The organism is Micromonospora sp. LH3U1 (assembly GCF_028475105.1).
Classification (GTDB): Bacteria; Actinomycetota; Actinomycetes; order Mycobacteriales; family Micromonosporaceae; genus Micromonospora.
The window spans coordinates 2,209,138-2,222,505 of sequence record NZ_CP116936.1; the positions used below are offsets into that span (position 1 = coordinate 2,209,138).

Consider the following 13,368-nt stretch of genomic DNA (forward strand, 5'->3'; position numbering starts at 1 on the left):
GCATGCCCACCCGGCACGACGGCCCGCACCACCGGTCATGTCCTCGCCGGCCTGTTCCACGCTCTGTCCGGGAGCGTGGAACAGGCCGGGGTGCCACCATGGCCCGTGCCGCACACCGGCATGGCCGCGTACTCGGCGGGGAACGCGTTGTGTGGCATCGGTACCTCCCACGGTCCCGGCAGAGGCGTGCCGTGTTCGGGGCGCTAGCTGGCGTAGACTGGCGGCGATCCAGCGCTGGTCACCTGGGATTCAGCACCGGCGTGGTGGCTGAGCGAGGGGGATCGGGCCGGGCCGCTCCAGTCGACGTCGACGGGCCGCGGGCCGGAGACGTAGCGGGGGGAGTGCAATGGCCGTCCACGGTCCCGCGATGACAGACGTCGCCCGTCTGGCCGGTGTCTCCCATCAGACGGTGTCGCGGGTGCTCAACGGGCACCCCAACGTTCGTGAGCAGACCCGGTTGAGGGTACGGGCGGCGATCGCCGAACTCGGCTACCGCCCGAACGGCGCGGCTCGCGCCCTGGTGACCGGTCGGTCGCAGGTCATCGGCGTGGTCGCGCAGAACACGACGCTCTACGGTCCGGCGTCATTGCTGGCCGCGTTGGAGCAGACCGCCGCCGCGGAGGGTTTCGCGGTCAGTGTCGGCAGCGTCCGGAACCTGGACCACCGATCCATCTCGGCCGCTGTCGAGCGGCACCTGTCGCACCGGGTCGCCGGCATCGTGGTCATCGCACCGGTGGAGTCGGCCGGTGAGGCGCTGGAACGACTGCCCAAGGACGTCCCGCTGGTCACGGTCGACGGTGACCCGAGTGGGCCGGTTGCGTTGGTGACGGTCGACCAGGTGGCGGGCGCGCGGGCGGCGACCCAGCATCTGCTCGACGCGGGGCATCGCACGGTCTGGCATGTCTCGGGGCCGTCCGACTGGTTCGACGCCGTCGGCCGGATCGACGGTTGGCGCGAGGCACTGCTGGCGGCTGGGGTGGTTCCACCGCCGCTGATGCCGGGGGACTGGTCCGCAGCCTCGGGTTACCGGTCTGGGCAGATGTTGGCGCGGATGCCGGAGGTCACCGCCGTCTTCACGGCCAACGACCATCTCGCGCTGGGCGTGCTGCGGGCGTTGCACGAGTTCGGCCGGCGGGTGCCGGACGACATCAGCGTGGTCGGTTTCGACGACGTGCCAGAGGCGGCGTACTTCATTCCGCCACTGACCACCGTCCGTCCGGACTTCGACGCGGTGGCGCGGGCAAGCCTGCAGATGCTCCTGACCCAGATCGAGTCGGGCACCGGTGGGGCGCTGCGGCAGACCATCGCCCCGGCCCTGGTCGCCCGTGAGAGCGTCGGGCCACCGCGCCGCTGACAGCGGCGCACCATCAGTCCGCGTCAATTTTCTGGCCCCTCGCGGCTGATAAGACGCATCTCAATCGAGGTCCGGCAAGGCCGATCGATGCTGAGCAATGTGACGGCGGGAAGGTATTGAACCTCATGAAATGTCGCCGTAACATGATGGACGTCTCTGTTAACGCTAACAAAAATTGGCGTCCAACTATCGGCCCAGCAACCAGATCGTAGTTACGGGCGGGCGCCACCGACAAGGAGGCTCGATGAACCGCATCACTCGAGGTCGTCGCTGGGGGAGCGTACTGGCGGCCGGACTGCTGCTCGCCGGCGCTCTGGTTGGCCTCCGCGCCCCAGCGGCGCAGGCGCTGGACAACGGGGTGGCCCGCACGCCGCCCATGGGATGGAATTCGTGGAACTCATTTGGCTGCAACATCAACGAAGCGCTGATCCGGCAGTCCGCGGACGCGATCGTCAGCAGCGGGATGAGGGACCTGGGTTACCAGTACGTCGTGGTCGACGACTGCTGGTTCAACCCGAACCGGGACGGCTCCGGCAACATCCAGGGTGACCCGGGTCGGTTCCCCAGCGGGATGAAGGCGCTCGGCGACTACCTGCACGCCCGGGGCCTGAAGTTCGGCCTCTATCAGGTGCCGGTCGACAAGACCTGCGCACAGTACTTCGGCTCCTACCCGGGAGCGACCGGCAGTCGGGGACACGAGGCGCAGGACGCCCGCCAGTTCGCCGCCTGGGGCGTCGACTTCCTCAAGTACGACTGGTGCTCGCCGGAAGGCAGCATCGACGAGCAGGTCACCACCTTCGCCCGCATGCGTGACGCGCTGGCCGCCACCGGTCGACCGATCGTCTACAGCATCAACTCGAACAGCATCCACGCCAAGACCGGCCCCCAGCGCAACTGGGGCGACGTGGCCAACATGTGGCGTACCACCGAGGACATCACCAACGCGTGGAACACCGGCCAGACCAACGGTTACCCGATGGGCATCCAGAACATCATCAACGTGACCGTGCCGCTGGCGTCGTACGCGCGGCCGGGCGGCTTCAACGACCCGGACATGATGGAGATCGGCCGGGGTGGCATGAACGACACGGAGATGCGCAGTCACTTCGCGATGTGGGCGATCATGGCGTCGCCGCTGATCGCCGGCAACGACGTGCGCAACATGGATTCCGCCACCCAGACCATCCTCAAGAACGGCAACCTGATCACGATCAACCAGGACTCGCTCGGACTGCAGGGGACGCAGGTCTCGTTCGACGGCACCCGTCGGGTGCTCGCCAAGCGGCTTGCCAACGGTGACGTCGCCGTGGCGCTGTTCAACCAGGGCGCGTCGACGACGACGATCTCGACCACGGCCGCTGCCGTCGGCAAGTCCGGGTCGTCGTTCACGCTGGTCGACTCGTGGTCCGGTGCCACCAGCTCCACCAGCGGGGCGATCAGCGCCAGCGTTCCGGCGCACGGCACGGTGGTGTTCCGGGTCAGCGGTGGCGGGACGACCCCGCCGACGACTCCGCCGCCGACCACGTCGAGCGCGTTCGCCAGTGCCGCCTCCGGCCGCTGCCTCGACGTTCCGGCGAGCAACACCACCAACGGCACCCAGCCGGTGATCTGGGACTGCAACGGCGCTGCCAACCAGCGCTGGACCATCAGCGGTCAGACCCTGCAGTCGCTCGGCAAGTGCCTGGACGCGCCCCTCAACGCCACGGCCGGTGCCCGGGCGCAGATCTGGGACTGCAACGGTGGGGCCAACCAGCGGTGGACGATCAACTCGAACGGCACGATCAGCGGTGCGCAATCCGGGCTCTGCCTCGACGTCAACAACAACGGCACCGTCAACGGCACCACGGTGCTCCTCTGGACCTGCACCGCGGCGGCGAACCAGCGGTGGTCCCAGCGGTAGCCGACCGGGTCCGCCGGCCGACCAGGTCGCGGCAGCCCACCTGATCAGGCCCGCAGTGCTGGTGCCCGTGGACGACAGCCGTCGCTCGCGGGCGCCAGCCGGTGGGGCCTCCGCCGACGGTGGTGGAATCGTGGCGATCTCGTGCTTCCGGAAGGATCGCCCTCTGGTTACGCTCGCCTGCGTGGCTCCGTTACGAGACCGTGACACCGGTATTTCGGATCAGGTGTTGACGCAGTCTATGTGAACGCTAACACTACCCGAAAGGTGACAGTTGGCCCCGGCAGTCGGCGGGGGAGTCCAGAGAGGAGAAGCCCGTGGGCAGGAAATTCCTGGTTGCTCTCGGCGGCGCGGTGTTGGCGCTGAGTTTGGCGGCATGCAGTGGCGAGGGTGCGGGCAGCGGTGGCGACACCAGCGGTGACAAGCCCGGGGACCTGACCATCGGTGTGTCGATGCCGACCCAGACCTCGGAGCGGTGGATCGCCGACGGCAACGCGGTGAAGTCGAAGCTTGAGGCCAAGGGCTACAAGGTCGACCTCCAGTACGCCGGTGACGACATCCCCACGCAGTCCCAGCAGGTCGACCAGATGATCACCCAGGGCGCGGATGTCCTGGTCATCGCGGCGATCGACGGCACGGCGCTCAGCAGCCAACTGCAGGCTGCCGCCGACGCGAAGATCCCGGTCATCTCGTACGACCGGCTGATCCGAGGCAGCAAGAACGTCGACTTCTACGTCAGCTTCGACAACTACAAGGTCGGCGTCGCCCAGGCCACCTCGCTGCTCGTCGGCCTCGGTCTGCAGAACAAGGACGGCTCGAAGGGCACGGCCAAGGGCCCGTTGAACGTCGAGCTGTTCGCGGGCTCGCTCGACGACAACAACACCCAGTACTTCTTCGGCGGCGCGATGGACACGTTGAAGCCGTTCGTCGACGACGGCACCCTGAAGGTCAAGTCCAAGCAGACCACCATCGAGCAGGTGGCCATCCTGCGGTGGCAGCAGGAGACCGCGCAGAAGCGGATGGAGAACCTGCTCACCTCCAGCTACAACGACGGCTCGAAGGTCGATGGCGTGCTGTCGCCGTACGACGGCATCTCCCGCGGCATCATCACCGCCCTGCAGAACGCCGGCTACGGCACCGCGAGCAAGAAGATCCCGGTGGTGACCGGCCAGGACGCGGAGATCGCCTCGATCAAGCTGATCAACGACGGCGTGCAGAGCTCCACGGTCTTCAAGGACACCCGCCTGCTGGCCGACCAGGCCGTGAACGCTTCCGAGGCGTTCCTGCAGAAGAAGGAGCCGCAGGCCAACGACACGAAGACGTACAACAACGGCGTCAAGGTCGTCCCGGCGTACCTCCTGCCGATCGTCACGGTCTACAAGGACGACATCAAGACCGCGCTGATCGACTCCGGCTACTGGACGGCGGAAGAGGTCGCCGCCGGTCAGGCCAAGAAGTAACCCACTCGTCGGGCCCGGCGATCGCCGCCGGGCCCGACGCCTGGGCGTACCACGTCCAGACCTGACGGAGGACAGTGACCATGGACGACACCATCCTCGAGATGCGTCGTATCACCAAGACGTTCCCGGGCGTGACCGCGCTGGAGGACGTCACCCTCGCCGTACGCCGCGGGGAGATCCACGCCATCTGCGGTGAGAACGGCGCCGGCAAGTCCACCCTGATGAAGGTGCTGTCCGGCGTCCACCCGTCCGGCTCGTACGACGGCGAGATCCTCTTCGACGGCAAGCCGATGCAGTTCCGGGGCATCCGGGACAGCGAGGCCAACGGCATCGTCATCATCCACCAGGAGCTTGCCCTGGTGCCGTTCCTGTCGATCGCGGAGAACATCTTTCTCGGCAACGAGCGGCGCGGTCGCGGCGGGCTGATCGACTGGAACCTGGCCAACGCCGAAGCGGCTCAGTTGCTCGCGTCCGTCGGGCTGCACGAGAACCCCGTCACCCCGGTCATCCAGCTCGGCGTCGGCAAGCAGCAATTGGTGGAGATCGCCAAGGCGCTGTCGAAGAAGGTGCGTCTGCTCATTTTGGACGAGCCGACCGCCGCCCTCAACGACATCGACTCGGCCCACCTGCTCGACCTGTTGCGGGCACTCAAAGAGCAGGGCATCACCTGCATCATGATCTCGCACAAGCTCAACGAGATCACCGCGATCGCCGACTCGACCACCGTCATCCGCGACGGGCGCGCGGTCGAGACCCTCGACATGACATCCGACGAGGTGACCCAGCAGCGGATCATCCGGGGCATGGTCGGGCGCGACCTGGACAGCTTCTACCCCGACCGCGAGTCGTCCCCCGGCGAGGAGGTCCTCCGGATCGAGGACTGGACGGTGCGGCACCCGGTCCAGGACCGGATGGTCGTCGAGGGCGTCGGCCTGTCCGTACGCGCCGGTGAGGTCGTCGGCATCGCGGGTCTGATGGGGGCCGGGCGGACCGAGTTGGCCATGAGCGTGTTCGGTCGGTCGTACGGGCGCGACATCCGTGGCCGGCTCTTCGTGCACGGGCGTGAGGTGCACGCGCGCACCGTCGCCGAGGCGATCGACAACGGAATCGCCTACGTCACCGAGGACCGCAAGCGGTACGGCTTGAACCTCATCGACGACGTCCGGCGCAACGTCTCCGCCGCCGCCCTGGACCGGCTTTCCCGCCTGGGCTGGGTGAACGGCAATGAGGAGATCAAGGTCGCCGAGGCGAGCCGACGGGAGATGAACATCCGGACGCCCAGCGTCATGGCGGTGGTCGGCAAGCTCTCTGGCGGCAACCAGCAGAAGGTCGTGCTGTCGAAGTGGCTGTTCACCGACCCGGATGTCCTGATCCTGGACGAACCCACCCGGGGGATCGACGTCGGCGCAAAGTTTGAGATCTACACGATCATCAACCGGCTGGTTGCCGCAGGCAAGGCGGTGATCGTGATCTCCTCCGAGCTGCCGGAGCTGCTGGGCATGTGCGATCGCATCTACACCCTCTCCGCCGGCCGGATCACCGGCGAGATGCCGGTGGATGAGGCGACCCAGGAGAGCCTCATGGAGCTGATGACCAAGGACAAGGAGCTCGTCGCGTGACCAGCATCAAGACCCCCTCGACGGAGCGCCCGACGCCCCCGGACAGCACACCCGCCGCCGCCCTGCACAGCGGGACGAGCGACCTGCGGGCGCTGGTGTTGAACAACCTGCGGCAGAGCGGGATCTACGTCGCCCTGGTCGTCATCGTGGCGCTCTTCGCGCTCCTGACCGACGGGGTGTTGCTGAGCCCCGGCAACATCACCAACATCGTCCTTCAATACTCGTACATCCTGGTGCTCGCGATCGGGATGGTCATCCTGATCATCGGCGGGCACATCGACCTGTCGGTCGGATCAGTCGTCGCGCTGACCGGAGCGGTGTCCGCCGTCCTGGTGATCCAGCAGGGCTATCCCTGGTGGGTGGGCGTCCTGGCCGCGCTGGCCGTCGGCGTCGCGGTCGGTGCCTGGCACGGGTTCTGGGTGGCGTACGCGGGCATTCCCGCCTTCATCGTGACCCTGGCCGGCATGCTGCTGTTCCGGGGCCTCACCCTGCGGGTGCTCGACAACATCTCGCTGTCGCCGTTCCCGGCCGAATACCAGAAGGTCGCGGCGGGCTTCCTCAACGGGCTGCTCGGCGGGCAGGGTTTCGACGCCTTCACGGTGCTGATCGGTGCCCTCGCCGTGGCCGGGTACGCGGTGAGCGGCTTCCGCACCCGCGTGGCGCGCATCCGCTACCAGCAGCCCGTCGAGTCGTTCCCGTTGTTCGTCGCCCGGGTCGTGGTGGTCGGCGCCGTCCTCATGTACTTCGCGTGGCAGTTGGCGCACGCCCGAGGGCTGCCGATCGTGCTGATCATTCTGGCGGTCCTCGTGCTGGTGTACGGCCTGCTCACCCGGCGTACCGTGTTCGGTCGCCAGGTCTACGCGATCGGCGGCAACCTGTCGGCGGCGGCGCTGTCCGGGGTGAAGGTCCGCACCGTCAACTTCTGGATGTTCGTCAACATGGGCTTCCTGGCCGCGGTGGCGGGCGTCATCTACTCCTCGCGGTCGAACGGCGCCCAGCCTGCCGCCGGCAACATGTTCGAGCTGGACGCCATCGCGGCGGCCTTCATCGGCGGCGCGGCGGTCACCGGTGGGGTGGGCACCGTGGTGGGCGCGATGGTCGGCGGTCTGATCATGGCGGTGATGAGCAACGGCATGCAGCTGATGGGCATCGACCAGTCGACCCAGTCGGTGGTGAAGGGCCTCGTCCTGCTCGTCGCGGTCGCCTTCGACGTCTACAACAAGCGCCGGGCCGGTACGGCCCGCTGACGTCGCGACAGCACGACCGTGGCCCCTGCCCGCCTCGCGGGCAGGGGCCACGCGTCGCTCGGCGGTGCCGGTCGTTCAGTAGTGCCGCGGACGGCCACACGGACCCGCCTTGGGCGATGCCCGCAGATCTTGGACAGTTTCCGTTCCGCGAAAACGGAAACTGTCCAAGATCTCGCGTTGGCGATGTAGCGGATCGGCGCGTGTGGCGTCGCAGGGCTGCGGCGGGAGACGATCCCGCTGCGCCGCGGACGACGCAGCGGGATCACGCGGTCAGTGGCAGTTGCCGGTGCCGCTGTCGGTGTAGGTCTGCCCCGCCACCGGCACGAACTGCCAGTCGTAGCTGCCGGAGTGCAGGGTGAACTTCAGCACCCCCCACGCCGAGCTGTTACGCGCCTCGCTGTTGGGCTGGATGGTGCCGAAGCTGTAGTGACCCGCACCGCCCATCCCGGCGACGAAGCTGCGCATACCCCGGCTGGCGTCGGCGCCACCGGCCGGGTTCATCGGCCCGAACCGCTCGTACACGTGGTTGTGCCCCCACACCACGACGTCGGCGTTGTAGTCGTAGAGCGCCTGGTACAGGGGACGCGTCGACGTCGACGGCGCGTGGTTGGAGCTGGACGTGAACAGCGGGTGGTGCCAGTACGCCAGCGTGCACGGCTTGCTGTTGGCGGCCAGGTCCGCGCGCAGCCACGCCTCCTGGGTCGAGCCGGCCGACATGCTGATGTTCGAGTTCAGCGACACGACGTGCCAGTTGCCGAGGTCGAACGAGTAGTAGCCGCGGCCGCTCGGGCCGGCTGTCGTACCGAAGTAGTTGTAGTACCCGGTCGCGCCCGACGTGTTGTAGTCGTGGTTGCCCGGCGACGGGCGGGTGCGTGACTTGTGGCGACCCCAGGTGGGCTCGTAGTAGCTGTTGAACTGCGACGCGGTGCCGCTGTCGTAGACGTTGTCGCCGGTGGTGAAGACCGTGCCCGGGATGGAGTCGAGCAGCGTCGCGGTGGCGCTGTCGCCGGAGCCGGAGTCGGCGATGTCGCCAGCACCGACGAACACCGGGTCCCCGGACGGTGGCGGCGTCGTGGTGCCGGTGGTGACCACCAGTTGTGGGGCGTCGGCTCCGCTCTCACGGGTGTCGTAGTAGGCGCCGTCACCGCTGGTCGAGGTCGCACCGAAGCTGTACGTGCCGTTGCCGGTGACGGCGGCCGTGACGTCGACCTCGTACCAGGTGTTGCCGCTGACCGCGCCGATGGTGCCGAGCGTGGCCCCGTCGATGGTCGGCTGGTTGTTCCAGGTGGTGCCGGTCTCCGACCACGTCGTGTTGGACATCCGGCGGAACGTGCCACCGGCGTCGCTGCCGCTGTTGCCGCTGATCGTGCGCAGTCGCAGCTTGGCGCCGGTCACCGTGCCACTGACCCCGCTCACGGTGAAGCGCAGGAACGAGCGCCGCACGGGTGAGTTGTCGACCACGACCTGGGTGGACGTGCCGTAGTTGGTGGAGGCCGCGTCGCTCTGGACGTAGGTGTCGGCGACCGGCGTGAACGTCGCGCTCGCTGCCGACGCGGCATCAGCGCCGCCAACGACGACGGTGGCGGTGGCGGCGACGAGCACCGCGACCGCCCCCACCGTCACCGACGGACGGGGGAATCGAATGTCCATTCAGGACTCCTCATCTTGCGGGTATGCAGCGCAAGGAATGTAGGAAGGTCGATGGGCCGGTGGGCGACGGGTGGATGAACAGTGCGTCCCGGCAGGCGAACACCTCGATGTTGGGGGCCCTTTCACTCGCCGCTCGCTCAGCTGCCACACGCGGTCCGTTGTGCTCTCTCCGATGAGTACGGACGATGGCTGACCGTCAGCCGCCGATCCGAGGAGATGCGCGTGTATCTGTCGACCGTCTCTCGGCCGGTCCCCGACCCGCCCGAATCTGGTCCACGCCGCCGACGGTTCGCTCTGGTCAGCGGCAACGTCGTCGCGCTCGGCACGGTCAGTCTGATCACCGACGTCTCCGCCGAGATGGTGGCCGCGGTCCTGCCGCTCTATCTGGTGCTGGGCCTGCAACTCAGCCCGGTGGCGTTCGGTGTGCTCGACGGCGTCCACACCGGCGCCACCGCGCTGCTGCGGGTCGTCGGTGGGTTCGCCGCCGACCGGTTCCGGCGGCGCAAGCTGATCGCCGGCATCGGCTACACACTCTCGGCGGCCGCGAAGCTCGGTCTGCTGCTCGCCGGCCGGTCGATACCGGCGATCGGCGCCGTCATCGCCGTCGACCGGCTCGGCAAGGGCGTGCGCAGCGCGCCCCGCGACGCGCTGATCACGCTCTCCACACCACCCGAGGCGCTGGGTCGCGCGTTCGGGGTGCACCGGGCGATGGACAGCGTCGGCGCGTTCCTCGGGCCGCTGGCCGCGTTCGCGGTCCTGCTGGTCGTCGGGCAGTCGTACGACGCGGTCTTCGTCACCAGCTTCTGCATCGCCGCCCTGGCCGTCGTCGTGCTCGTGCTCTTCGTCCGCGAGCACGCGCCCGGCGAGCCGACGGACCGCCCGGACGACGCGAAGGTCTCCGTCCGCGAGGCGTTCGGCCTGCTGCGCAGCGGGCCGGCCCGTCGGCTGGTGCTGGCGGCGGCGCTGCTCGGTCTGTCCACCATCGGTGACGGCTTCGTCTACCTGCTCCTGCAACGCCGTGAGGATCTCGGCCTGCGCTGGTTTCCGCTGCTCGCGGTGGGGACCAGCCTGGCCTACCTGGTGCTCGCCGCGCCGCTCGGCGTTCTCGCCGACCGGATCGGCCGGCTTCCCGTGGTGCTCGGCGGCTACACCGCCCTCGGAGCGACGTACCTGCTGCTGGCCGGCCCGGTCGACGGTTGGCCGCTGATCGCGCTGACGCTGGCGCTGTACGGCTCGTTCTACGCGGCCACCGACGGCGTGCTCATCGCGCTCGCCGGCCCGGTGCTGCCAGTGCGGCTGCGGACCACTGGAATCGCGCTGGTCCAGACCGGGCAGGCCCTGGCGTACCTCGTCTCCTCCGTTCTGTTCGGTCTCGCCTGGCAGGCGTGGGGGCCGGAGAACGCGATCCGTGCGGCGGCCGGTGCCGTCGCCTGCGTCCTGGTCGGCACGCTGCTCCTGTTGGTTTCTCCGTCCCGTCTCAGCACTCGGAAGGTGCCCCGATGACCGCGATGTCGACCCGAGCGAAGCTCGGCGTGGTGGTCGCCTCGGCCGTGTTGCTGGGCAGTGTGGCGGCCGGCTACGTGGCCACGGCCGCGGAGCCTGCCCGCACACCGGCGTCCAGTACCGGCGACCAGGCGGTCACCCTGGCACCCGGCCCGCGCCTGCTGGCGATAACGGACCGGCACGTCTCCACCGTCGCGACGGCCGACCCCGCCGGACCACGTACGGTTTCCGGCCTGGAATGCCTCCGGGTGTACGCCGCGGCCGGCACCGGTGTCTGCCTGAAACCGGAGACGGCGTGGTCGTACCAGGTCGTCGTGCTCGACGCCGCGCTGCGCCAGACGCGGGCGGTCAGCGTGCCGGGTCTGCCGAACCGGGCCCGGGTCTCCGCCTCCGGCCGGATGGTCTCCTGGACGACGTTCGTCGGTGGCGACTCCTACACCTCCAGCGGCTTCTCCACCCGCACGGGGATCCTCGACGTCACCACCGGTGCCACGGTGGCCTCACTCGAAGGGTTCGCGATCACGCGAGACGGCCGGAGCTACCGCAACCCGGACGTCAACTACTGGGGCGTCACCGTCACCGCCGACGACAACCGCTTCTACGCGACCATGTCGACCGGGGGCAGGAGGTACCTCGTCCGGGGCGACGTCGCCGCCCGTACGGTCGAGACGCTGAAGGAGAACGTCGAGTGCCCGTCGCTGTCACCGGACGGCACCCGGGTCGCGTTCAAGGAGGCGATCGACGCCGACCCGGCGAAGGGCTGGCGCCTGTCGGTTCTCGACCTGGCGACCATGCGGGTCACGCCCACGGCGGAGACCCGCAGCGTCGACGACCAGGCCGCCTGGCTGGACGGGGGGACGCTGGCCTACACGCTGCGCCAGGACGACGGCCAGCCCGACGTTTGGAGCGTCCCGGCGGACGGCTCCGGTACGCCGAAGCTGACGATCCCCGGCGCGGAGTCCCCGTCGCCGCTCACCTGAGGGCCAGACCCACTCGGGGGTCAGGACACCTGACTGCCTTGGTGCGGACAACATCCCGTCATGTCGGCTTCCGCGCCAGACCCATCGCCGTTCATCGACGTTCCCGAGGGTATGGCGCATGACAAGGCTCAGCCGTCGCATTTTCGTCCTCAGTGGACTGGTTGCCGCCGGCGCCGCGGTGACACCCCGCCAGGGTGCCCGCGCCGCGGTGCCGTACCCCTTCAAGCTCGGTGTGGCGTCCGGTGATCCGGCACCCGACAGTGTGGTCCTCTGGACCCGGCTGGCACCGTCACCGCTCAACGCCGACGGGCAGGGCGGCATGGCCAACGCCGACGTGACCGTCGAGTGGCAGGTGTCGACCACCGACCGGTTCACCTCGCTGGCCGCCTCCGGCTCGGTGGTCGCCCGTTACGCCGACGCGCACTCCGTACACGCGATCGCGGGCGGGCTCGCCGCCGACTCCGACTACTACTACCGGTTCCGGGCACAGGGTCAGATCTCCCCGGTCGGGCGTACCCGGACCGCCCCGGCGCCCGGCACCTTCGGCCGTGACCTGGTGATGGCTTTCGCCTCCTGCGCCCACTACGAGGCCGGCTACTACACCGCGTACCGGCGGATGGCCGAGGAGAACCCCGGACTGATCCTGCATCTCGGCGACTACATCTACGAGGGTGGCGTCAACACCTCCGCGGTGCGGCAGCACGTCGGCGCCGAGATCGTGTCCCTGGCCGACTACCGCCGCCGATACGCGCTCTACAAGTCCGACCCGGACCTGCAGGCGGCACACGCGGCGGCACCCTGGCTGGTGGTGCCCGACGACCACGAGGTGGAGAACAACTACGCCAACATGGTCCGCAACGACAGCAGCCCGACGCTGACGGCAGCACAGTGGACCGCCCGACGGACCGCCGCGTTCCGGGCCTACTACGAGAACATGCCACTGCGCCCGACCTCCGCCGCGAACGGCAACAGCATCCCGCTGTTCCGGCGCGTGCGGTGGGGACAGCTCGCCACCTTCCACATGCTCGACACCCGGCAGTTCCGCGACGACCAGGCCTGCGGTGACGGTTGGAAGGTCTGCGCGGACGCGGACCTGGCCTCCCGGTCCCTGACCGGCGCGACCCAGGAGGCGTGGCTGCTCGACGGGCTGGCCCAGCGCTACGGCACCTGGGACATCCTCGGGCAGCAGGTCTTCTTCGCCCGCCAGTTCGACGCGGCCGGGGCGGCGAGCATGGACGCCTGGGACGGCTACCGGGCCTCCCGTAGCCGGATCCAGACCGGCTGGCAGCAGCGCGGGGTGCGCAACCCGCTGGTGCTCACCGGCGACGTGCACAAGGCGTGGGCCAACGACCTCAAGGCCGACTACGCCAACCCGTCCTCCGCCACGATCGGTACCGAGCTGGTCTGCACCTCGATCAGCTCGACCGGCAACGGCAGCGGCAGCACGACCATCCCGAACGCGGCCACCAACCCGCACCTGAAGTTCCACTCGGACCGGCGCGGCTACGTGCGTACCACGATCAGCCGCAGCCAGGTCCGAGCGGACTTCCGCGCGGTGAACACGGTGACCGAGCACGGCGCGGCGGCGTCCACGGTGCGCTCGTTCGTCATCCTCGACGGCCAGCCCGGCCTGCAGGCCGGGTAAGGGAGAGAGCCAC

9 protein-coding genes are annotated in these 13,368 nt (G+C 68.9%); 8 read left to right on the forward strand and 1 reads right to left on the reverse strand.

Going from position 1 to position 13,368, the window contains the following annotated elements; all coding sequences use genetic code 11:
* The first annotated feature begins 367 nt into the window (after positions 1-367).
* From PCA76_RS10105 to mmsB, 5 genes are all read left to right on the forward strand, one after another.
* Positions 368-1,354, forward strand: coding sequence for a LacI family DNA-binding transcriptional regulator (locus tag PCA76_RS10105; protein WP_272616887.1), 987 nt, complete (start codon positions 368-370; stop codon positions 1,352-1,354).
* Positions 1,355-1,598: 244 nt separating this feature from the next.
* On the forward strand, positions 1,599-3,254 hold the full coding sequence (locus PCA76_RS10110; protein WP_272616889.1) for a glycoside hydrolase family 27 protein: 1,656 nt from the start codon (positions 1,599-1,601) through the stop codon (positions 3,252-3,254).
* Between the two features lie 314 nt (positions 3,255-3,568).
* Complete coding sequence (gene chvE / locus PCA76_RS10115) at positions 3,569-4,711, forward strand: multiple monosaccharide ABC transporter substrate-binding protein (protein WP_272616891.1); 1,143 nt, start codon at positions 3,569-3,571, stop codon at positions 4,709-4,711.
* A gap of 80 nt (positions 4,712-4,791) precedes the next feature.
* Positions 4,792-6,330, forward strand: coding sequence for a multiple monosaccharide ABC transporter ATP-binding protein (gene mmsA / locus PCA76_RS10120; RefSeq protein ID WP_272616893.1), 1,539 nt, complete (start codon positions 4,792-4,794; stop codon positions 6,328-6,330).
* The gene (mmsB, locus tag PCA76_RS10125; protein WP_272616895.1) at positions 6,327-7,577 is read left to right on the forward strand and encodes a multiple monosaccharide ABC transporter permease; all 1,251 of its coding nucleotides are present in this window, start codon (positions 6,327-6,329) and stop codon (positions 7,575-7,577) included. The genes mmsA and mmsB overlap by 4 nt, the downstream gene beginning before the upstream one ends.
* A 270-nt stretch (positions 7,578-7,847) precedes the next feature.
* On the opposite strand, the gene PCA76_RS10130 is transcribed toward mmsB, so the two are convergent.
* On the reverse strand, positions 7,848-9,227 hold the full coding sequence (locus tag PCA76_RS10130) for a CBM96 family carbohydrate-binding protein (protein ID WP_272616897.1): 1,380 nt from the start codon (positions 9,225-9,227) through the stop codon (positions 7,848-7,850).
* A 222-nt stretch (positions 9,228-9,449) separates the two neighbouring features.
* Here PCA76_RS10130 and PCA76_RS10135 point away from each other — a divergent pair, with 222 nt between their 5' ends.
* The 3 genes from PCA76_RS10135 to PCA76_RS10145 all read left to right on the forward strand — a co-directional run bounded on the left by PCA76_RS10135 (position 9,450) and on the right by PCA76_RS10145 (position 13,355).
* Positions 9,450-10,730 carry an MFS transporter gene (locus PCA76_RS10135; protein WP_272616899.1) on the forward strand — a complete coding sequence of 427 codons (1,281 nt, stop codon included), beginning with the start codon at positions 9,450-9,452 and terminating at the stop codon, positions 10,728-10,730.
* The gene (locus PCA76_RS10140) at positions 10,727-11,710 is read left to right on the forward strand and encodes a hypothetical protein (RefSeq protein ID WP_272616901.1); all 984 of its coding nucleotides are present in this window, start codon (positions 10,727-10,729) and stop codon (positions 11,708-11,710) included. The genes PCA76_RS10135 and PCA76_RS10140 overlap by 4 nt, the downstream gene beginning before the upstream one ends.
* 118 nt (positions 11,711-11,828) lie before the next feature.
* Positions 11,829-13,355, forward strand: a complete 1,527-nt coding sequence (locus tag PCA76_RS10145; protein ID WP_272616903.1) for an alkaline phosphatase D family protein — start codon at positions 11,829-11,831, stop codon at positions 13,353-13,355.
* Positions 13,356-13,368 lie beyond the last annotated feature (13 nt).

Coding starts and splice junctions, on each gene's coding strand:
- PCA76_RS10105 (WP_272616887.1), top strand. CDS start 368: ATGACAGACGTCGCCCGTCTGGCCGGTGTCTCCCATCAGACGGTGTCG.
- PCA76_RS10110 (WP_272616889.1), top strand. CDS start 1,599: ATGAACCGCATCACTCGAGGTCGTCGCTGGGGGAGCGTACTGGCGGCC.
- mmsA (WP_272616893.1), top strand. CDS start 4,792: ATGGACGACACCATCCTCGAGATGCGTCGTATCACCAAGACGTTCCCG.
- PCA76_RS10130 (WP_272616897.1), bottom strand. CDS start 9,227: ATGGACATTCGATTCCCCCGTCCGTCGGTGACGGTGGGGGCGGTCGCG.
- PCA76_RS10140 (WP_272616901.1), top strand. CDS start 10,727: ATGACCGCGATGTCGACCCGAGCGAAGCTCGGCGTGGTGGTCGCCTCG.
- PCA76_RS10145 (WP_272616903.1), top strand. CDS start 11,829: ATGACAAGGCTCAGCCGTCGCATTTTCGTCCTCAGTGGACTGGTTGCC.